We start from the raw sequence: 21,838 nt of genomic DNA on the forward strand, positions 1-21,838 counted from the left end.
AAGTCTGTATTCTAACATATTTTTTTACTGGATTCTAAAGTCAATTATTTTTTATTTGCTAGAATTGCTTGTTTTTGTCTAATAAGATTATAAAGGATAGTGAAATGAAACATTTTAAAGTGCAATGCGACTATGAGAAACTTGCCAGACAATATGGTACACCGCTCTATATTTATGATATAGAATCTTTGCAGCAACAATATCTTAAGATAAAAGATTCTTTTGGTGGTTTTAAATCTCTTATATGTTATGCACTGAAAGCAAACTCTAATCTAAGCATTCTCAAGACTCTTGCAAAGCTTGGTAGTGGAGCTGATTGTGTTAGTTTAAATGAAGTAAAACGTGCGTTGCTTGCTGGTATTCCTGCATATAAAATTATTTTTAGTGGTGTGGGAAAGGAAGACTATGAGATAGAGGAAGCAATAAAGCTTGGTATTTTGTTTATTAATGTGGAATCTAAAATGGAGCTTTATCGTATTGAAGCAATTACAAAAAAGCTTTATGGTGATCATATTGCAAAAAAGACATCACATACAATGGAGAGCAACAAAACAGATTCTATACCCTATAGTATGCCAGAATCCATACAATATCAAACAAGAATTTCTATCCGTGTGAATCCTGATGTTGATGCAAAAACACATCCATATATCTCGACAGGACTGCATGAAAACAAGTTTGGCTTAGATATAGAAAGTGTAAAAGAGTTTTATATATATGCTCATAAAAGTGAGTTCTTAAATCCTATTGGCATACATTATCATATTGGATCACAGATTTTAGATAAAGCACCACTTTTAGAATCAACACAAAAAATTCTAGATCTTGCAAAAAGCCTTAAAGCCTTGCAGATTCCATTAAAATTCTTTGATATCGGTGGTGGTTTTGGGATATCATATAACAATGAAGAAAGCTTTGTGATACAAGACTACATTCATGAGATTATAAGAAAGATTGATGCACTAGATTTTACAGCTATTTGTGAGCCTGGACGCTTTATTATGGGAAATAGTGGGGCATTGCTTACGCGTGTTATCGGAGAGAAGCAAACTGCTAATAAAAGATTTGTTATTGTGGATTGCGCTATGAATGATTTATTGCGTCCGAGTTTATATCATGCTTATCATCATATTAGTCATGTTGCACATAAAGATCAAGATTGTGTTCAAACTTGTGATGTTGTTGGAGCAATTTGTGAAAGTGGAGATTATGTAGGGAAAGATATTGAGCTGCCACATTGTGAAAGTGGAGATTTACTGCTTATTGAGAGTGCTGGAGCATATGGATACAGCATGTCAAGTAACTATAATTCCCGTATGCGTCCTGCAGAGATTGCACTTTACAAAGGAGAGTCTTATATTATAAAAGAGAGAGAAGACTTTGATTTAAGTGTGCAAAATGAACTTGCATGTCTGAATAAATTGCCAGATTTGGATTGTAAGTAAAATATCTTGGCATGGATATACCTCAAAATAGGGTTCTTAAGTACATGATATATAAGCCAACTATTATCATATATGCTATGATAGCATACAGATATCAAAGGAAAATGCTGTGAGAATAGGATTTTATACAGAATGACTTAAGTTACTTTTTACAGCATAGTAGTGCGGTTTTTAGGATATGGTTGCTTGTATATTTTATTGTTATTGTGTTATATTCTGTATAGCTTCAAATACATAAGAAGGGTTAATAATGTCCCAAAAATTCTTGTAGAAAAGATTCTATATTACTTTGTAGTGTTTTCAAGTCACTTGTATTTTCAATGACAAAATCACTTTTTCTTCGTTTTGTTTCAATATCAATTTGTGAATCTACTCTTTTTATTGTGTCTTCAAGACTTAGATTATTACGAGATTGTATGCGTTGTATTTGCATATCTCTTGTAGCATATACACAGATTACAAAACGTTTCTTATATTCATATTTACTTTCAAAATAAAGTGGGATATCAATAAAGTATGGACTTTTCTTTTTTTCTAAAATTTCACATTCTCGTGTGATATGCTGATGAATGAGTGGATGAAGTATAGATTCTAATTCTATTTTTTTATTAGAATCTTTAAAGACTATATTGCCCAATTTTTCACGACTAATATATCTTTCTTTATTGCTAGTTTCTAAGATCTCATCGCCAAATACTGACACAACATTATCTCTGGCCATCTCTAATGCTTTGTGTGCTATTGTATCTGCATCAATAATCCTAAATCCATGCAATGCTAAAAGTCTTGCTGTTGTGCTTTTACCACAACCAATACCACCTGTGAGTATATTTGCATAATACATTATTACTCCTTTTATTATTTTATACAAGTGTTATGTGTGGAATTTATATTCTAAAATGCACACATAGCCCTTCTTTTTTTGTTTGCCTTGTAAAAAATTCTACTTTTGTGTTGTGGATTTTTGCAATTTCTTTTACGATAAAAAGTCCTAATCCCAACGAGTGGCTGCCTCGTTTTGCACTGCTTCCTTGATAGTATTTTTTTGTAAGATTCACTATTTCATTTTTTGACACACCAGGACCATCATCAATTACTGCAATATAATCATCTTGAATCTGCACAATAACTTGTGTATCCGCATACTTCAAGGCATTATAAATGAGATTATTTAAAACTTGCTCTATTAGGATTCTGTCTGCAAATATTAAGCGGTTTTTACCTTCTAGGATAATCTTTTTGTCTTGATATACGGACTTTAAAAGATAGTTGTGGAATCCTTCTATGACTTCTTCACAGAGTGTTAGAATGTCAAATTTTTCCATTTTTATTGTAATGACATGATGTTCTAAACTCTCGCTCAAAGTAAGCTTATTTAAAAGAGAGTTAATCTTTTTGCTATACAACATAATGCGGTGCAACAATTTGTTCTGTGTCTCTTCTTCCATTTCCTTATGAATCAAAATGGTTTCAATACTTGCTTGAATGATGCTTAATGGGTTTTTTATTTCATGTGATATACTTCCTAAGAGTTGTGTGATTTGCAGATTTTTTTCATGTAGTTTCTTTGTGCGTTTTTGGATTCGGTTTTGCTGTTTTTGCATAGCCTCACTCAGATCTTTTAACTCGCTAACATAGGGATTATTATCTTTTTTCAATGCTTTGAAATTAATATCTTGAAACCTCTTCTCTCTTAAATTGCAAAGGACTTTTTTTGTAGATTCTATAAGATGGTTTTCTTTAGCCATTTCTTTGTTACGTAAAAAGTGTGCCAATACAAATAATAAACCAAATAAATTGCAAACCATGGCAATACTTGTGAAATCAAGTAAAATGGTAAGAAGAGATATGGCAAAGAAAATCCCACAAATTAACATAATTTATAACCCTCATTGCGGATAGATTTAATCTTTACTTCCTTTGTTTCTTTTTCTATCTTTTTACGTAGCCTTTTTATACCCACATTTACGCTATTTTCGTGATAACCATCTTTATTTCCCCATGCATGTTCGAGTAAAAAATCCCTGCTTAATGTTTTACCTGCATGTTGCATAAAGCATTGCATAATACGTGTCTCAAGCGGACTTAATTGAATATTAATGTCTTCGATACTCAACTCCTTTGCATTAATGTCTAGAGTTATATTTTTATATTTAAGCACAGATCTTATAGAATCTTTTTTATATCGCCTTAGCACAGCTTGAATGCGTGCTACAAGCTCATCAAAGTTAAAAGGCTTTGTTACATAATCATCTGCATAATGCAGCCCTTTCACTCGCTCCATAGGTAAAGACATGGCACTCATCACAATAAATGGTATATCATAGCCTAGTTCCTTGACCTCCTTGATAAAATCTAACCCATCTTCTGCAACAAGATTTCTATCCACTAAAATAAGAGATACATGCTCTTTTTTTAAGAATCTTCTTGCCATATCAGTATTCAAACAACCAATAACTTCATAACCACTTGTATTTAAGGCGGCATTTAGATTTAGTTCAATTAAGTCAAGTAAGTCTTCTTCATCATCAATACATAAAATAACTTCATTCACTGGCTATCCTTTACTTTTGAGTTAGCATTATGCGGTTTTAGATTCTACCCTTTTCTGAATAATATATAACAAAATAATCCAAATGCTATATAGCATAATTATATAATTCAAAGCTTTACATAAATGCAATATGCAGAACTTCATGAGTAAAATACCAAAGTATTAAAGTAGGCTGTCAAGAATATTTTAAGGTTGTGTTTTAACTTAAAATCATTTGTTTTGACAACTTTATGATAGAATAAGCGGTTTTTAAGCTATGTTTTGTAGAATCCTACATCATTAAAGAAAGGGTGAATATGAAAGAATCAACACATATTTGGAAAAATGGTAAACTTATACCATGGAGTGAAGCAACAACACACATTCTAAGTCATACCTTGCATTATGGTAATGCTGTATTTGAGGGTACAAGGGCTTATATGACAAAACGAGGGTTAGCAATATTTCGTCTAGATGATCATACAGAAAGATTGCTTAATAGTGCAAAGATTTTATTGATTAATTGCCCTTATACAAAAGAAGAGCTCAAACAAGCACAGATTGACTTGCTAAGAGCAAATAATAGTGATTTTAAAGGCAATGTATATATCCGTCCAATTATTTATCTTGGTTATGGTGCTATGGGCGTTTATCATTTAAATTCCCCTGTTGAGACTGCTATTGCAGCATGGGAATGGGGTGCATATTTAGGTGAAGAGGCGTTGCAAAAAGGGATTCGCGTCAAAATTAGCTCTTTTGTACGAAATAATGTGAAGTCTACAATGGGTAAAGCAAAAGCAGCAGCCAATTATCTTAACTCACAAATGGCAAAGCATGAAGCCATTGCAAGTGGTTTTGAAGAAGCTTTACTGCTTGATGATAATGGCTTTGTGGCAGAAGGTAGTGGCGAGTGCTTTTTTATCGTTAGAAATGGGGTATTGATCACGCCGCCTTATGATAATACTTTGGAATCTATCACACAGAAGACAGTCCTTGAACTTGCAAAAGATTTGGGTATAAAGGTTGAACAAAGACGCATTACAAGAGATGAGGTGTATATCGCAGATGAGGCATTCTTTACTGGAACTGCAGCAGAGATTACACCAATTTGTGAAGTAGATTTTCGCGTTATTGGTACAGGTAGCCGTGGAGATATGACAAAAAGATTGCAAGATGAGTTTTTTAAAATCGTTATGGGAGAACACGAGAAATACGCACATTTACTGACATATGTTAATGAATGACGTCTATATGACGCTATGATTGTGGGCAGTGGATTTTATAATATTGTGCTATAATCATACATCATCATTCATTTGAACTTGACTATAAAGGGAAATAGATGCCAATAGATTTAAACGAACATAGACGTAAGCAACAAAGCAATGCACCAAAGCAAACTCCACAAAATAATGACAACAGGAATAGTGGAAATAGTAATAATGGTAGAAACAATAGGGGTGGGTTTGGCGTAGATTCTATGCCAATGCCAAGTATGCCGAGCGGAAAGTTTTTAATTCTTATTATACTCGCAGTTATTCTTGTAATTAATTTTGTAGTTGCACGACCATTTGTTATTATTAATTCTGGTGAGGTTGGGATTAAGGTAAACCTAGGTAAATATGATGATGTCCCTTTAACCCCAGGTTTACACTTTTTTATACCAATTATTCAGCAGGTTATAGTTGTAGATACGCGCATGAGAGTTTTGCATTTTTCGCGTAATGAAGATATGGGCAGTGTTGGAAGAGATGATCAAAGCGTATTGCGTAACGATGCTATTAGTGTTATGGACTCGCGTGGTTTACCTGTATCTATTGAACTTACTGTGCAATATAGACTTGATCCAAGTAAAGTACCAGAAACTATTAAGAATTACCGCCTATCATGGGAACAAAAGATTATTAATCCAGTTATAAGAGATGTTGTTCGCAGCGTTGTTGGTAATTATCCTGCAGAGGATTTGCCAAACAAACGTGATGAGATAGCAGGACTTATAACTTCAAGTTTTGAAGCGAAGTTGCGATCTACACCAAATCAACCAGTTATCTTTGATTCTATTCAATTAAGAGAAATTGTGTTGCCGCCTATGGTAAAAGAGAGAATTGAGCAAGTACAAGCAGCAAAACAAGAAGCAGATAGAGCAAAACAGGAAGCCAATGCCTTGAGAGAAAGAGCACAGGGTAGAGCTGATGCTGCAATTATTGAGGCAAAAGGACAGGCACAAGCAAATAAACTCTTAAGTGAGAGCCTATCACAGCGATTACTTGAATTGCGTCAAATTGACGTACAAGGTAAATTTAATGAGGCGTTGAAAGAAAACAAAGATGCACAAATATTCCTCACACCTGGTGGTTCTGTGCCAAATATTTGGGTAGATTCTAAGTCGAAACAACGCACAACAATTAGCAATAATCACTAGTATTTGAGAGTGGTTTTATGAATCTTGCAAAACAATGTTATTGGGCGAATAAGAGATGAAAGATTTACATATTGCTTGGGATAGCAATGGGCTAATCCCTTGTGTAACACAAGATTCTGTTAGCAATGAGGTGCTCATGCTCGCCTATATGAATGAGGAGGCATTAGAGCTTACTTTGCAAACTGGGATTGCACATTACTTCTCACGCTCAAAGCAAAGAATTTGGAAAAAGGGTGAGCAAAGTGGCAATATACAAGAAGTGTGTGAAATAAAGCTTGATTGTGATAGCGATTCTATTTTGCTCCGTGTGCGTCAAAAGGGAGCAGCATGCCATACGGGTCAGTATTCATGTTTTTTTAAAAGAATTGATTTGCTCGCATCTATTGGTAAGGAACATGTTGGTATTAAGCAAGAGGGGCTAGATGTAGCAAAAGATTCTCTAAAGCATAGCATAAAGACATATGACACATTAGATACACTTTACCACACGCTTTTGGAACGTCGGCATGCTGATGTGAAAACTTCTTATACTGCTTCGCTCTTTGCAAAAGGGACAAATGCTATTGCAAAGAAGATTATTGAGGAATCAGGAGAGTTCTGTTTTGCATTGAAAGATAAGAATTCTGAAGAAATCATCTATGAATGTGCCGATGTGTTTTATCATGTTTTAGTAGGACTTGCAAGTGAGGGTATCCACCCAGATAGAATCTATCAGGAACTTATAAGACGTATGGGCACAAGTGGGATTGCAGAAAAGCAAAGCAGAACACAAGTGCGTACTGATAAGGAATAAGTAGGCATGAAAGAGCAAATACTTAATTTTATTTCTTACTTTCATCTATATGATTTGATTTTATTTGCGTCGTTTGCATTGATTGCTATGTGTTTTGTGTTTTTATCTTTCATTTCATTTCGCAAAAAAATTATTTCTATTCCTTTATTTTTGTTAGGGTTTTGTTTTATTGTTGCTATTCCTTTTGCGATGCGTTATTTTATGGAAGAGCGATTTTATAAGATAGACAAAGAGATTGCCTATGATCGCACTTATAATTATTCTGATGTGTATCAATATATTGCAACAATCACAAATGTTGGTAAGAGAAATATCGCAGGTTGTGTCTTTTCACATCAGATTCTTTATGATACAGATAATGAGCAAGGCATGACAAAATATAAACATATTATACTCAATTATGTAAAACCAAAAAAAGTATATAACAGGGATATCCCCATGGACTTGAAAGTAGGACAAAGTGTAAATATTTCAGAGGTTATGGAGAATTATGCACATAAAGGAGAAAAATATATTACAAAAGTAGAATGTTATGGTAAGGTGCGGCATAAAGAGGGGGCAAAGGTTTTGCAAGGATTTTACAAAGATGATGCTAAAAATGGCAGCGGAGAAGACAAGGCTTCTAAACAGGTGGCAGACGAAGCGGGCAAGGATGATATGAGGGCTTATACAGATGAGATAGAACAATTGGAGAATGCTAAGAGAAGCAAGGAAGTGGTGTCGCAATCCCAAGCAATGAGTGTAGAGGATTCTCTAGGGGATTCAAATACAAGGGTTGAGACAAATAATAACATAAATCAGGATATGGAATCTAAAGACAATCAAATGCAAAACAACGCCAATGTAATACCAGAGAGCAATACTTCGCAATCACAGGGCATACCACCACAGGTTGTGCTGCCACCGCAAGAGGAGAAAATGTCACCAAATTGGCGTGAAGAAAGGGATAGATTTAATCCACCACTATTAAAGGAAATGCCTAGATAGAATCTATGATTATTTTCAATGGATTTATTGTTTTGCTTCTATGAATACCTAATAGGTTTTTTAAAGATTGAATGTATGGTTCGCTGGGAATTTTGCATATTTTTTGGTTAATTATTTTAAAACAATATAAAATAATGTTATAATAGATGGTTCATGTTAAACAAGTTGATATCAATACCAAGTGGGAGAAAAATATGGCTGTAAAACTATTGTGCCTATCATCTGCAAACACAAGCTTATTTGCTAAAGCCTTTTTGCAATATATTGCCAAGCATGATTCGATAGAGTATGATTACGCAGAAATTGAGCCTTATGTCCTTGCTAAGATTCCATTCACAAAACTTCTGACACATTTTTGCTCCCAAACACCAGATTATGTAATGTCTTTTGATGGTCATTATCGCTATATTAAGAATGATCCAAAGATTCCTTTTATCGAGATGAGTAATTCTGTTGCTGGACCAATTAGAGCCAATCGTCCATTTATAAAAACACCTGTAGATTGGGAAAATAGGGTTGTCAAAGTCGAACCATCGTGGTATAACAAGGTGTTGCCTATTGAAGATAAAATGATTTATAGTATGCCAGATTCTTATCGTTATGTATACTTGCGATACCTTGTTGCAGAATCAAAAAAGAATCCTGTAAGGAAGGAGCCGCCATTTGCCTTTTATATCCCTGATTGGAATACTCACACAGATGATATATTGAATAATATTTATCGATATTTAGATTTTTGCAGGGAAGATCGTTGTGGGTTGCATGTCGCACTCCCAAAAGCTATATTGGACCCAACTGATATGAGTTTGGAGGAAAAATATAAGGTAAAGCGAAAAAGTATTGATACCACGCTAAAGATTATTCATGATGAGATTGATAAATTTAATAAGGAATATGAAGAAGAGGGACTTATCGGTCGAGTTGTGGAAAATACAAACTATGAAAAAGATTTATTGAAATATGATATTCGTTTGTTATCTATAGAACCAAGTAGCACAACATGGCTGGAAGCACTTTATATGCTGAAAGTAAAAGAAGTGCAATGTAACAAAATTAGACTTGTTTTTGCGAGTGGACGCAGGTTTCCAGGCACAGATGACTTTGACAAAATGTTACCTGATGTTGAAAAGTATTTTAAAGAAAATCTCATGCGTAGGGATAAAACGCAAATGCTTGGCTATATCTATACGACAACAGATAGATTCTATCATTTCTTGGATTTTCAAGAGAATTTTGCACTACATATGGATTTTAATAAAATTGCTGATATTGTGGCGGGTGGTGAATCTATTCAGCGACAAGAGGCTTAATCGGTTTGGACACATCTAGCTTACATCTTTATTTATTTGCTATTGTAAATAACGAGTTGTTGCCTTAAGGATTTTTAAAAAAGATATATACACTTTTATTTTTCATGATGATGCTGATTGTTTGAATGCTAGGTATTTATCGCGTGAGGGCAGTGGGTGATACATCACAAAATTTGTGCCATTTTAGGGCGATTTCATTTCATTGTTAAAGTCCTATACACATAAATTATTTATAATACCATTTTAATATTATGTTATTGATATGAGGGTTCGTTATGCAAAAGAAAAAGCGTGTTTTGATTAAATTTTCTGGTGAAGCTCTTGCTGGTTCTGGTGGATTTGGTATCGATTTAGATATCCTAAAGTTTATTGCAAAAGAGATTAAAAATTTATATGAGTGTGGGTTAGAAATTGGCATTGTTGTTGGTGGGGGGAATATTATTCGCGGTGTCAATGCTGCTCAAGGTGGGCTTATTAAGCGTACAAGTGGGGATTATATGGGTATGCTTGCAACCATTATTAATGCTGTGGCAATGCAGGAGGCTTTGGAAAGTTTAGGGCTTGATGTGAGAGTGCAAAGCGGTATTGATGTAACGGAGGTATGTGAAAGTTATATCCATCGACGTGCCTTAAGACATTTGGAAAAAGGGCGTATCGTGATTTTTGGTGCTGGTACAGGGAACCCATATTTTACAACAGATACTGCAGCAGTATTACGTGCTATTGAGATTGAGTCTGCTGTAATTGTGAAAGCCACAAAAGTAGATGGCGTTTATGATAAAGATCCACATAAGTATAGTGATGCAAAACTTTTACCTACATTAACTTATGATGAAGCATTGAGGGACCATATTAAAGTTATGGATGACACCGCAATAGCACTTGCTAAAGACAACAAACTCCCTATTTTAGTATGCAACATGTTTAAGCCAAATAATCTCATCGATGTATTGGTTCATGAAAAAGGTGAGTTTTCGCTCGTGCGTTAACTTATTTTAATTATATAGAAGTTTATAGAGCTCATGTTTATACAAAATCAGATGCATACTCACATTAATGTATTACAATCATATTTTATGCAATCAGCACAAACAATAAAGGATTGTCCTGCACCAAATTATACAGAAATAGCTATGCTGGGACGGAGTAATGTAGGCAAAAGCTCTATTATTAATCTTTTGCTTAATCATAAACTTGCAAAAAGTTCAAGCACACCAGGCAAAACAAAGCTTATAAATTTTTTTAGCACTACTTGGGAATTATCTGCTAATAAAGAAGATTCTATAATTTATGATGCAGTGGAACTCGATGAGATTGCAATGCACAATAAAGAAGAATCATCATGCACAAAATCTATGCGAATTCCACTTGTATTTATCGATTTTCCAGGCTTTGGATATGCAAAGGTGAGCAAGGATACAAAGAAAATTTGGGATAAACATCTTACTGATTTCATCTATAAGCGACAAAGTATTAAATTGTTTTGCCATTTAATCGACTCCCGTCATACAGATTTAGCGATAGATGCAGAGATTGAGAGATTCTTAAAAGCGATTACAGAATCTAGGCAAGATTGTAAACTCTTACAAATTTACACAAAGGATGACAAATTAAACAAAAGCGACTATCACAAATTAAAAGCTCAAAATAAGATCACAATTTCAACGCTTAAAAAAACACCACAAGCCATACAACAACTCTATCATGCAATTTTATATGCGAGTCTGAATTGGTGATTACAATTTCTCGTGCTACATTCTATGAGTTATGATGGTTTCTTATTGAACATATCTAAGCAATATTGCAGTGAATATGGTGGTTATAATGATAATTTTAGGTGTTTAATTAATACTATAATATACCTGCTTTGTATTTGATAATTAAAGTTTTATAGTCGCTAGGTGTTTTGTGAATGAGCGTTGTGGCAACAAAGCTTAAGATAGAAAACACTTATAATAATTTATTCTCAGAATCTAGGACATCAAGTATAAAGTTGTATAGACAGTGTGAAGCAGCTACATAATAATTATTTCGTGTTTTTAACAATAAGTTGCTATTATTCTACATGGGTAATAAAATTTATGGCTAAGGGAGTATGATGTATTGCTTAAGGTGTTTTTATACGATATTTGCATTTTGTATGATGTTTGCCTTGCATTCTATGAGTTTATATGCAGAAGATAAAACAATCGTTGTAACAAGACAAACTGATAATATCCCAAATATCCAAGTTGTAAGTAGTGATGGTGCTGATAATACTATGGCAATATATAAAATGTTGGTGCAAGATCTAAGGACACTTGGACCTTTTAATGTGTATTATGATGATACATTGCGGGCTGATGTCTTACAAAGCGATCTTGCGTTGCAAGATTATAAAAATAAGAATATGAATTTTATTGCTCAAGTATCGCAAAAGAAAAAAGGTAATACTCTTACAGCCACTCTTAGCTTATATGAGTATGCAAGTGGTAAAACCATTACGACAGAATACAGAGAAGATGAAATAGAGCGTTATCCTTTTATTGCGCATGCCATGGCAAGTTATCTTAATGACTATATTAAAGCACCAAAAGCTGATTGGCTTAATCGTTATGTTATCTTTTCAAATTATGTTGATTCTGGTCGTAGCAATATTCTTATTGCAGATTATACTTTTACTTACCAAAAAACTATTATTAGCAATGGCCTTAATATGTTTCCAAAATGGGCAGATAATGATCAGCAAGAATTCTATTATACGCTTGTAACACATGAGGCAACCATATATAAGTATAATATGTATAATGGAAAAAATGAGAAAATTATCTCAAGTCAAGGCATGGCGGTAGTGTCTGATGTGTCTAGACATGGCGATAAGTTACTCTTATCGCTTGCTCCAGTTGGGCTAAGTGATATATTTTTGTATGAGATAAAGAGTAAAAAGTTAACACAGCTTACAAGATATTCTGGTATTGATGTCAATGCACACTTTACTAACAATGAAAAAAGCTTTGTATTTGTGTCTGATAGACTTGGGTATCCAAATATCTTTATGCAGGATCTTATACCAAATGCTAATGTCACGCAAATTGTATTTAGAGGACGTAACAATAGCACGATATCAACTTTTGGGCAATATGTGGTGTATTCTAGCAGGGAGAGTGATGAGGAGAGTGGACTAAATGTCTTTAACCTCTACCTAGTTTCGGCCAATAGTGATTATGTTCGACGTTTGAGTAAAATAGGTACAAATAGAATCCCAGTGTTTTCTCATGATGGGGATTCTATTATGTTTTTACGTCAACAGAAGAATGAGCAAGCAATTGGCATTATTCGATTGTCGATTAACAAAAGCTTCCTTTTCCCACTAAAAAATATAAAAATTCAAGCGTTTGATTGGTAATCTTTTCGTTTTTTTTGATAGAATAGTGTAAGATTTTTCAAAGTTTAAGGAGACAGCATGAAGTATTTAAAGCTCTCAAGTGTTTTAGTCGCACTTTTTTTTGCGGTTGGTTGTGGTAGTAAAAGTGTAGAAAAAGATGGTAACACCACGCAAAAAACTACAGAAATGCAACACAAAGTAGATACTCAAGAGCCTGAGGAGACAGTGGCAAGCCCAGGTGGTGCTGGGTTACCTGAGGGAGGGTTTATGCCTGATGGTGCTGCAAGTGATGAAGATGGCTATAGTGATAATAATTCCAATTCAAGTGAGCCTTATGTAGACAATGATAGCGAAGCTAATGGAAATGGTGGGCTTGGAAACACTGCTGATGATACTGATGAAACATATGCTGGAAATGACGATAATAATGAAGTCGGTCCAGCTTATGGTGATGCAGTCAAAGTGGATTCTCTTACTACAATTTATTTTGACTTTGATAGGTACAATATTAGAGCAGATATGAAAGATTATATAAAGGCAAATGCAGATTTTATCAAAGAGAAGGGTATTGAGGCTGTTGTATTGCAGGGTAATACTGATGAGTTTGGTGGTGATGAATACAATACTGCATTAGGTTTAAAGAGAGCGATATCAGTACGTGATGCTCTCGTGTTGCAAGGATTACCAAAAAATATGTTCTCAACAATTTCTTATGGTATGCACAAGCCTGTATGTAAAGAGAAGACTTCTGAGTGCTATGCTAAAAATAGACGCACAGATATAGTTGAAAAGCAATAAGAATAGCAAGAGGTTTTTGTAATGAAACTTAAGAGGTCTGTATTAGTATTTGCATCATCATTTATGTTACTCTATGCTGAACCTTCAGCATTTGAACTACAGAGTGGTGCCACAAAGAAAGATATGCAGGATCTTAAGGATATCGCGGATTTTACACGTTCTGTTATTGGTGATTTTCAAAATAAAATTGTGAATTTAGAACAAGCAGTTGATGGATTAAAAACTGTTTATGAGGGGATGAGTGTAACCTCAAGGCAGGATAGCATTGCAATTAAGAATCAGATAGAGAAAATCCAGAATATTCAAGATATTGTGAATTCCTACCAAATGTCGCAAAAATCTCAAGCAGAACTTGTTAAAAACTTGAAAGCTCAAGTTGAAGCAAATACTAAGAATATTGAGCAAATTAATCAAAAGATTGATAAATTATCAGAGGCATTTTTGCAGGCTAATGATGAGATTATAAAACAAATACAAGTTTTAAGCGAACAAGCCTTGGCACTACAAAATAATATACAAGGTATCCAAAATCAGCCAATCATAGATTCTATGCAGGTAAATGGTAGCGCATCAAAACAAACTTATAATTTTTCACCTGATAATGATAAGAATCTGCGTGAAGCAAAAAATCTTTTGCGTAAGAAGCAAAATGAAGAGGCAAAGGCTTATTTTGAATATCTTATTGATCAGCGGTTTGCAGTAGCGGAGTCAAGCTATTACATCGGTGAAATATATTATGCAAGAAAAGAGTATAATAAGGCATTACCTTACTATAAAACGAGTGCCAGCCTTGATAGTAAGGCTAACTATATGCCCATTTTACTATGGCACACAGCATGGTCATTTAAATACTTGAATGATCCAGATAATTACATAAAGTTTTTACAAACCTTGGTTGCCTTGTTCCCTGAAAGTGAGCAAGGTCGTAAAGCCCAAGATATTTTATCAAAATAGGAGATACATTATGATAGAAAATAACAATGTTGTGTCAATTAATTATGAAGTGATCGATTCTGAAACAAAGCAACCAATCGATAGTAATCAGGATAATAAACCACTCGAATTTATTGTTGGACAGTCCCAAGTTATTGAAGGTTTAGAGCAACATATAAAAAATGCAAAGATTGGAGATAAACTAGAATTTAGTGTTGTGCCAGAACTTGCTTATGGTATACGTAATCCAGAGCTTATTCAAGAAGTGAGTAGAGAACAATTTGGAAATATTGAGCTAGAAAAAGGCATGACGTTATTTGGTCAGGCTGAGAATGGTATGCCCGTGCAAGTTATTGTTGCTGATTTTAACGATACTTCGGTGTTGATTGATTATAACCATCCATTAGCAGGAAAAACCTTAGATTTTAAGGTTGAAGTACTTAATGTGAGGGAGGCTACTGATGATGAGATCATAGCTAGTATGGGCGGTGGCTGCGGTTGTTCTAGTGGTGGTCATGGACATGGCGGCGGTGGCTGCTGTGGTGGTGGTGGTGGTGGCTGCGGTTGCAGTCATTAAACTTTGATATAAGGAATGGTGTGTAAAGTTTATTTGCTAGAATTATGCAAATAGTGGAGGGTAAGGCAAGATGTCTCGTAAAAAGATTTACTTCATAAACCTTTTACCGATTATACTCATAAGTATCAATTTGCGTGGACCTATTACATCTGTTGGCCCTATTGCAAATCTTTTGCAAGACTATTATGAGCTTAGTTCAGCGCAAGTAGGATTGTTGACCTCGTTACCATTATTGGCATTTGGTGTAGTTTCGTTTTTGGTTGCGGTATTTCAACCTATAAGAGCGATGTTCTTTGGGCTTGTGTGTATAATTCTTGGTGAGATATTGCGCTGTGTTGGAGATAGCATAACCTTATTTGTTGGTACAGCGATTATGGGTTCTGGCATTGCTATTGCAAATGTGTTGCTACCGAGCTTTGTAAAGGTTAAGTTTCCTCGCGAGATTCCAAAGGTTATGGGAATTTATAGTTTGGTACTCAATATTTCTGCTGCATTAGGGATGATTGCTATACTTCCGTTAGCACATATTTTACCGTTGCCTTTGGCTTTTGGTTGTTGGGTGATACTAGCTATTCTTGCTTTTGTAAGTTACTTACCGCAGATAAAAAATCGTAGGATTTTTCGTCCAAAGCGAAGCTACGCAGTAGCAGGTTCACTCTTTGCAAATATGCATGCATGGAAGATAACACTCTTTATGGGATTACAGAGTGCAATGGCGTATAGCTTTTTTGCATGGTATCCGAGTTTGCTTATTGATTTCGGGTTTGATAAGAGTTTTATTTCTCACATCATGATTCTAATGCAATGCATCATTGTTCCGCTCTCATTTATCATTCCGCTATGGTTACATTCTCTGCGTCAAAGACTACGAGATGTTGCTATCGTGGTTATCTGTATGCTTTATGCAATAAGTTATTCCTTATTGCTTATTTCACATGAAATGTGGCTAGTTATACTTGCTTCCATTTTTATCGGTGTTCCTATAGGTGGTGTTTTTAGTGTTGCTTTGCTCTTTATTTCGAGTAAGAGTGCAAATGCTTCTGTGGCGACTAAATTGTCAGCTATGTCGCAGGGGATAGGCTATCTTATGGCTTCTATTTGCCCATGGATTATCGGAAAGATTCACGACGCATATCATAGTTTTACTTACGCAATTTTTATGCTTATAATACTTAGTTTATTATTAAACGTTGTTGGATATTATGCCCAGAGAGTTGTTGTTATAGAATAATTTAAGGTTTTCTTGGTAGTGCGCACGCAAATAAAATATTTGTCCACCATAGGCATTTATATATTAAGTCCGCTCTATCTTGTTGCATCTAAAGTCAATGTTATCTTTATTGTTTGAGATCGAAGGTTTCCTTTATATTTACTATTATTAGATACAATCTTGGGCTTAATCCAAAATTGGGTTAAATCCGTTTTCTTAGGAGTCCGTTATGAAAGTTCGACCATCGGTCAAAAAAATGTGCGATAAATGCAAAGTCATTAAACGCAAAGGTGTGATTCGTGTAATTTGTGCGAATCCAAAACATAAACAAAGACAAGGATAAAAAATGGCTAGAATTGCTGGTGTAGATTTGCCAAAAAAGAAACGAGTAGAATATGCACTCACTTATATCTATGGTATTGGGCTTAAGAGCTCAAGAGATATTTTGAATGCTGTAAATATTTCTTTTGATAAGCGAGTTCATGATCTCAGCGAAGATGATATTTCAAAAATCTCAAAAAAGATTCAAGAAAGTTATATGGTTGAGGGTGATTTACGCAAAAAAGTAACAATGGATATCAAGGCTCTTATGGATTTAGGCAGTTATCGTGGTTTAAGACACAGAAAAGGCTTACCTGTGCGTGGGCAAACAACAAAAAATAATGCTCGCACACGAAAAGGTAAGAAAAAAACCGTTGGTAGCAAGTAAGGAGTAGCGTATGGCAAAAAAACAAACAAATGTTAAAAAAAGAGTGGTAAAAAAGAATATTGCTCGTGGGATTGTATGTATTGCTGCTTCATTTAATAATACAAATGTAACGGTTACTGATGAAATGGGTAATGTTTTGTGTTGGGCTACTGCTGGTGGATTAGGTTTTAAAGGTAGTAAAAAATCTACACCTTATGCTGCACAGCAAGCTGTGGAATCTGCGTTATCCAAAGCAAAAGAACATGGTATTAAAGAAGTTGGTATTAAGGTGCAAGGTCCAGGTAGTGGGCGTGAGACTGCTGTAAAAAGTGTTGGTGCGATTGAAGGTATTAAAGTGTTGTGGATAAAGGATGTAACACCATTGCCGCATAATGGTTGTCGTCCTCCTAAAAGAAGAAGAGTGTAAGGGAGTATTGCATGGCAAGATATAGAGGACCTGTAGAAAAAATTGAGAGACGACTAGGTGTTTCGCTTGCACTAAAGGGTGAGCGTAGATTGGCTGGTAAAAGTGCACGTGAAAAAAGGGATTATGGTCCTGGACAGCACGGCATGAGACGCGGTAAAATATCTGATTATGGTTTGCAATTACGTGAAAAACAGAAAGCAAAGTTTATGTATGGTATTAGTGAAAAACAATTTCGCTCTATTTTTAAGGAGGCAAATAGACAAGAGGGCAATACAGGTGAAAATCTTATTCGTTTGCTTGAATTACGTCTTGATAATGTTGTGTATAGAATGGGTTTTGCAACTACAAGAAGATTTGCAAGGCAACTTGTAACTCATGGGCACATATTGGTTGATGGTAAACGTGTAGATATCCCATCATTCCAGATTAAACAAGGACAAAAAGTTGAAATAAGGGAAAAAAGTAAGAATAATGTGCAAATCATACGTTCACTTGACCTTACTGAACAAACAGGTATTGTGCCTTGGGTTGATATCGATAGGGATAAAAAGTTTGGTATTTTTACGCGTAATCCAGAAAGAAGCGAGGTTGAGATTCCAATAGAGGAGCGTTTAATCGTTGAGCTATACTCAAAATAATACATAAGGTGGTTTAGTATGAAAAGCATAAAGGTAAGACCATATATTCCAGAAAAGCTTGAGATAGAGGAAATTGCACCAAATCATATTCGATTACATGCGTATCCCTTTGAACCTCATTATGCTATTACAATAGCTCATCCTGTGCGTAGGTTGTTACTATCAAGCTCTGTAGGATATGCACCAATAGGTATAAAGATCGAAGGTGTACGTCATGAGTTTGATACTGTACGTGGGGTCGCTGAAGATGTAGCGCCATTTATTGTGAATATTAAAAACTTGAAGTTTAAAGTAAATGATGATATGCAGCAACAAGAAAGATTTGAATTGCACTATGAGTTTAATGGTCCAATGGAGTTGCGTGGTGAGCATTTAAGTAATGAAAGTATTACTGTGCTGAGTGGGGATTCTCATTTAGCAAACATTAACAGTGATGCTAAACTTAAATTTTCTATTCTAGTGCATAAAGGTTTAGGATTTGTGGCGAGTGAGGTTATTCGAGAAGAGATAGGTAGTGAGTATATACCACTTGATGCTGATTTTACGCCAGTAAAGAGGGCTGTGTATGAGATTGAGAATGTTTTACACGAAAGTAATCCTAACTTCGAAAAAATTGTGTTTGAAGTAGAGACAAATGGGCAAATTGAGCCTATGGAAGCTTTTAAGGAAGCAGTTGCTATTATGCATTCTCAAATGAGTGTATTTGGTGCAGAACTTAGTGATGTGCCAACAAGCAATGGTCGATTGAATGATGATAGCCCAGAGCTAAAAGTGTTGTTATCAAGTGTTGAGATACTTAATCTTGAGCATCGCCCAAGCAATTGTTTGCAGAAGTCAAATATTAAATACATAGGTGAATTGGTATTGATGAATGAAAATGATTTGAAAAATATCAAAAACTTAGGTAAACGATCGTTTGATGAGATTGCAGCAAAATTGAATGAGGTTGGTTATGCCATTGGTGCGGATCTACCACATGATTTGGCTACAACTCTAAGTAAGCGTTTGGCAAAATTAAAAGGACAAAATTAAAAGGAATAATATGCGACATAAACATGGTTATAGAAAATTAGGTAGGACTTCATCTCACAGAAAGGCGTTGCTAAGAAATTTGAGTATTGCACTCATTGAACATGGTAAAATTGAGACAGGTGTATTTAAGGCAAAGGAATTACAGAGTTATATTGAAAAACTTGTTACCGCATCAAAAAATGCAGATTTCAATACCCATAGGTATGTGTTTGCTGAATTGCAGAACAAAAAAGCTACAAAAAAGTTAATCACTGAAATAGCACCTAAATTTTCTGCAAGAAATGGTGGTTATACTCGTATTCAAAGAAGCGGTATTAGAAGAGGTGATGCTTCTACTATGGCCATTATTGAGTTTGTTGAATAAAGAATATTGTGTGACTCCAAATATATACGTGATGTTGGCCTTTATGGGTCGGGCACACAATTTTTACCGCTACATGTAAATAAATTTTAAATTATCTCTCACTTATTCAATAATATTTTAACACATTGTAAAGCTTATGTGCATTATACCTGACGTATCATTATTGCTAAAAATCTTGCATGAAGAATGTTTCAGCTTTTTTGTAATATCGTTTGATCATGCTTTGCAGTAGATATTGAGAAACTGCAATACCATTTGTTTTTTGTGGATATCCTTATTCTACCTGCGTTGAGTATCTAGCATGATTGGACTTTTTAACATAATGCCACATGATGGAAATGACCAAAGGATTTTAGAGATTATATGCAAGATCCTAAAGTGATACGGGGTTATACATTTAGTTACTCATTATTAATATGTTTCACTTTTTTATTGCGATGAAAGGTGATAGCAAATCTGTGTGCCTCATCGCGTAGCTTTTGCAAAAATTGCAAACGTAAGTCGTTACCTTGCAATCTAAACTCTAAATTTTTAGAACGCACAATGTCTTTTGCATGACCTTTTGCACGATAAGCTTTAAAGTCTCTTTTTTCTTTTGCAATAGCCAACACACTCACTCTCGCACCGCTTGATTCTAAAATATCTAGTGCAAGGTTAATTTGTGCTAATCCGCCATCAAGCAGCCATAGGCTTGGTGCTGGGTTTTTATCAAAACTTTGTGCTCGTTTTGTTAGCATTTCTCTCATTTGTGAGTATTCATCCTTGCCACTTAAATTATAGTGTCTATATCCAGGTTTATAAAAGTCATAATCCATGTAACTTATCATACCGCCAACAATAAAACTAGCACTATGATGACTTGTGTCAAATACTTCAATACTTGTAATCTCATGGTCTAATGCAAAGAGTTCTTTAATCCCAGTTAGTATCTGATCTTGCTTTGCATACATATTTGTCTTATGTGTAAGTATGTGTAAAGCATTTGTGCGTGCAAGTGTGGCAAGACGCAACTTTTCACCTTTTTGTGGAGCAAAAAGCTTTGATGATAATTCAGGCATAGAATCTTTTAATATCGCTAGACTAGTTGTGCTTATATCAGCAAGAATAATATCATCGCATAAAGATCCTTCTTTCAGAATCTTTAAAAGTGCTTGTGTATAGATCTCACAGGCCAACTCTTCGTGCAACAATTCCTCGCACATAAACTCTTTTTGCAAAGGACTGGTTGGATTATCTTTATTTGCGTAATATCGCTCTGGTAAGTTTGGTTTTACAAATTGATGATGAGTGCTTACAACCTTTCCATCTCTCACAAAAAGCTTCAATAAGATTCCATGATTGCCTTGCAATACAAAACTATACACATCAGCATTATAAAGCTTTTTCATATCCACCGCACAAAATTGTTTTACTTCCTGCAATACATCAATGCAATCTTTACATATTTTTGCTTGCTCAAAAAGCTCTTTTTCTGCAAAGGAAAACATTTTAGATTCCAAAGCTTTTTGCATTTTATTTGTATTTCGCATAAGCATTATAGCCTGTTGCACATACGAGTTGTATTTGGCTTTTGTTTGAGAATCTTTTATGCTACACACGCCAAGACATTTCCCTATTTGATAGTAAAGGCATGGCTTTTTGCCTTTCAGACAGCTTGCTTGTTGCACAAGTGGAAAAAGTTCATAAAGACTTTGTAATATCTCTTTTGCTCCCTTGGGATATGGACCAAAATAAAGCGTGTCTTTGTGTCTTATAATACGTCGTGTGATGCTAAATCTAGGATAACAATCACTAAGGTTAATCGTAATGTAGGGATATGTTTTATCATCACGTAAGAGAATATTGTATTTTGGATTCTGTGATTTTATAAATGAATTTTCAAGAATAAGTGCCTCATGCTCATTTGCTACAACAAGCGTATGAACACTTGCTATCTGTGCGACCATGTGTTGGATTCTAAGACTATTTTTTGGATTTGGCATACATTCTTTTGTAAAATAACTTCGCACTCTCTTTTTAAGATTTTTTGCTTTACCTACATATAGTAGACGCCCGTTACTATCATAATATTGATAAATTCCTGGATCACTTGGAATCTTTTGCAGCTGTGAATGCAGGGTATTATCCATAAAAATCCTTTTGATACTCATAAAGATAAGAAGGCTAGATCCAAATATTATATTGTATCATTTTAATACATATTCTACAATGTCTTACTTCTTAGATCTTTAGGCAAGAGGCATAAGTCTTTGGAGTAATATTTTCGCAACCCTGTCTTAAAGTTTGATAACTTTGAATATTTTGCTTGAAAAAGCAG

23 protein-coding genes are annotated in these 21,838 nt (G+C 34.7%); 19 read left to right on the forward strand and 4 right to left on the reverse strand.

Features of this window, described 5'->3' with window-relative positions; genetic code table 11:
* Positions 1–104 precede the first annotated feature (104 nt).
* Positions 105–1,445 (forward strand): diaminopimelate decarboxylase, encoded by a 1,341-nt coding sequence (lysA, locus tag LS81_RS07120; protein ID WP_034346179.1) that lies wholly within the window; start codon positions 105–107, stop codon positions 1,443–1,445.
* Positions 1,446–1,689: 244 nt separating this feature from the next.
* Here lysA and coaE read toward each other — a convergent pair whose 3' ends face one another.
* The 3 genes from coaE to LS81_RS07135 are packed head-to-tail and all read right to left on the reverse strand — an operon-like array spanning position 1,690 to position 3,999.
* Entirely contained in the window at positions 1,690–2,289 is a 600-nt protein-coding gene (gene coaE, locus LS81_RS07125; RefSeq protein WP_034346181.1) for a dephospho-CoA kinase, read from the reverse strand.
* Positions 2,290–2,332: 43 nt separating this feature from the next.
* Positions 2,333–3,322, reverse strand: a complete 990-nt coding sequence (locus LS81_RS07130) for a sensor histidine kinase (RefSeq protein WP_034346182.1) — start codon at positions 3,320–3,322, stop codon at positions 2,333–2,335.
* A complete protein-coding gene (locus tag LS81_RS07135; protein WP_034346184.1) occupies positions 3,316–3,999 on the reverse strand; it encodes a response regulator transcription factor in 684 nt (227 codons plus the stop codon). The genes LS81_RS07130 and LS81_RS07135 overlap by 7 nt, the downstream gene beginning before the upstream one ends.
* A gap of 296 nt (positions 4,000–4,295) precedes the next feature.
* On the opposite strand from LS81_RS07135, the gene LS81_RS07140 reads away from it, so the two are divergent.
* The 18 genes from LS81_RS07140 (at position 4,296) to rplQ (ending at position 19,521) form a co-directional block, all read left to right on the forward strand.
* The gene (locus LS81_RS07140) at positions 4,296–5,222 is read left to right on the forward strand and encodes a branched-chain amino acid transaminase (RefSeq protein WP_034346185.1); all 927 of its coding nucleotides are present in this window, start codon (positions 4,296–4,298) and stop codon (positions 5,220–5,222) included.
* A gap of 98 nt (positions 5,223–5,320) precedes the next feature.
* On the forward strand, positions 5,321–6,400 hold the full coding sequence (locus tag LS81_RS07145) for an SPFH domain-containing protein (protein WP_034346186.1): 1,080 nt from the start codon (positions 5,321–5,323) through the stop codon (positions 6,398–6,400).
* Between the two features lie 55 nt (positions 6,401–6,455).
* Positions 6,456–7,193, forward strand: coding sequence for a bifunctional phosphoribosyl-AMP cyclohydrolase/phosphoribosyl-ATP diphosphatase HisIE (gene hisIE / locus LS81_RS07150; protein WP_034346188.1), 738 nt, complete (start codon positions 6,456–6,458; stop codon positions 7,191–7,193).
* Positions 7,194–7,199: 6 nt separating this feature from the next.
* Entirely contained in the window at positions 7,200–8,180 is a 981-nt protein-coding gene (locus LS81_RS07155; protein ID WP_034346190.1) for a DUF2393 family protein, read from the forward strand.
* Positions 8,181–8,374: 194 nt separating this feature from the next.
* Entirely contained in the window at positions 8,375–9,490 is a 1,116-nt protein-coding gene (locus LS81_RS07160) for a hypothetical protein (protein WP_034346193.1), read from the forward strand.
* Positions 9,491–9,765: 275 nt separating this feature from the next.
* Positions 9,766–10,479: a UMP kinase gene (gene pyrH, locus LS81_RS07165; protein WP_034319515.1), complete on the forward strand. Its 714-nt coding sequence runs from the start codon at positions 9,766–9,768 to the stop codon at positions 10,477–10,479.
* A 144-nt stretch (positions 10,480–10,623) separates the two neighbouring features.
* Complete coding sequence (locus LS81_RS07170) at positions 10,624–11,226, forward strand: GTP-binding protein (protein WP_052096601.1); 603 nt, start codon at positions 10,624–10,626, stop codon at positions 11,224–11,226.
* A gap of 362 nt (positions 11,227–11,588) precedes the next feature.
* Positions 11,589–12,875 carry a Tol-Pal system protein TolB gene (tolB, locus tag LS81_RS07175; protein ID WP_034346195.1) on the forward strand — a complete coding sequence of 429 codons (1,287 nt, stop codon included), beginning with the start codon at positions 11,589–11,591 and terminating at the stop codon, positions 12,873–12,875.
* Positions 12,876–12,932: 57 nt separating this feature from the next.
* Positions 12,933–13,652, forward strand: a complete 720-nt coding sequence (locus tag LS81_RS07180; protein ID WP_034346198.1) for an OmpA family protein — start codon at positions 12,933–12,935, stop codon at positions 13,650–13,652.
* A 21-nt stretch (positions 13,653–13,673) separates the two neighbouring features.
* Positions 13,674–14,606 carry a tetratricopeptide repeat protein gene (locus LS81_RS07185; protein WP_034346200.1) on the forward strand — a complete coding sequence of 311 codons (933 nt, stop codon included), beginning with the start codon at positions 13,674–13,676 and terminating at the stop codon, positions 14,604–14,606.
* 10 nt (positions 14,607–14,616) lie between these two features.
* Positions 14,617–15,162: an FKBP-type peptidyl-prolyl cis-trans isomerase gene (locus LS81_RS07190; RefSeq protein WP_104696526.1), complete on the forward strand. Its 546-nt coding sequence runs from the start codon at positions 14,617–14,619 to the stop codon at positions 15,160–15,162.
* 130 nt (positions 15,163–15,292) lie between these two features.
* Positions 15,293–16,393 carry an MFS transporter gene (locus tag LS81_RS07195; RefSeq protein WP_233715941.1) on the forward strand — a complete coding sequence of 367 codons (1,101 nt, stop codon included), beginning with the start codon at positions 15,293–15,295 and terminating at the stop codon, positions 16,391–16,393.
* Between the two features lie 208 nt (positions 16,394–16,601).
* Positions 16,602–16,715, forward strand: coding sequence for a 50S ribosomal protein L36 (rpmJ, locus tag LS81_RS07200; RefSeq protein WP_004088486.1), 114 nt, complete (start codon positions 16,602–16,604; stop codon positions 16,713–16,715).
* Positions 16,716–16,718: 3 nt separating this feature from the next.
* On the forward strand, positions 16,719–17,081 hold the full coding sequence (gene rpsM / locus LS81_RS07205) for a 30S ribosomal protein S13 (protein WP_004088490.1): 363 nt from the start codon (positions 16,719–16,721) through the stop codon (positions 17,079–17,081).
* Between the two features lie 10 nt (positions 17,082–17,091).
* Positions 17,092–17,487, forward strand: coding sequence for a 30S ribosomal protein S11 (gene rpsK, locus LS81_RS07210; protein ID WP_004088492.1), 396 nt, complete (start codon positions 17,092–17,094; stop codon positions 17,485–17,487).
* An 11-nt stretch (positions 17,488–17,498) separates the two neighbouring features.
* The gene (rpsD, locus tag LS81_RS07215) at positions 17,499–18,125 is read left to right on the forward strand and encodes a 30S ribosomal protein S4 (protein WP_034346205.1); all 627 of its coding nucleotides are present in this window, start codon (positions 17,499–17,501) and stop codon (positions 18,123–18,125) included.
* Positions 18,126–18,143: 18 nt separating this feature from the next.
* The gene (locus tag LS81_RS07220) at positions 18,144–19,157 is read left to right on the forward strand and encodes a DNA-directed RNA polymerase subunit alpha (protein WP_034346208.1); all 1,014 of its coding nucleotides are present in this window, start codon (positions 18,144–18,146) and stop codon (positions 19,155–19,157) included.
* 10 nt (positions 19,158–19,167) lie between these two features.
* Positions 19,168–19,521, forward strand: coding sequence for a 50S ribosomal protein L17 (rplQ, locus tag LS81_RS07225; RefSeq protein WP_034346211.1), 354 nt, complete (start codon positions 19,168–19,170; stop codon positions 19,519–19,521).
* Positions 19,522–19,922: 401 nt separating this feature from the next.
* Here the strand turns inward: rplQ and LS81_RS07230 are convergent, their stop codons facing one another.
* Positions 19,923–21,650, reverse strand: coding sequence for an excinuclease ABC subunit UvrC (locus tag LS81_RS07230; protein WP_034346214.1), 1,728 nt, complete (start codon positions 21,648–21,650; stop codon positions 19,923–19,925).
* Positions 21,651–21,838 lie beyond the last annotated feature (188 nt).

Origin of the sequence: Helicobacter trogontum (assembly GCF_000765905.2) — a bacterium.
Lineage (GTDB): Bacteria > Campylobacterota > Campylobacteria > Campylobacterales > Helicobacteraceae > Helicobacter_A > Helicobacter_A trogontum.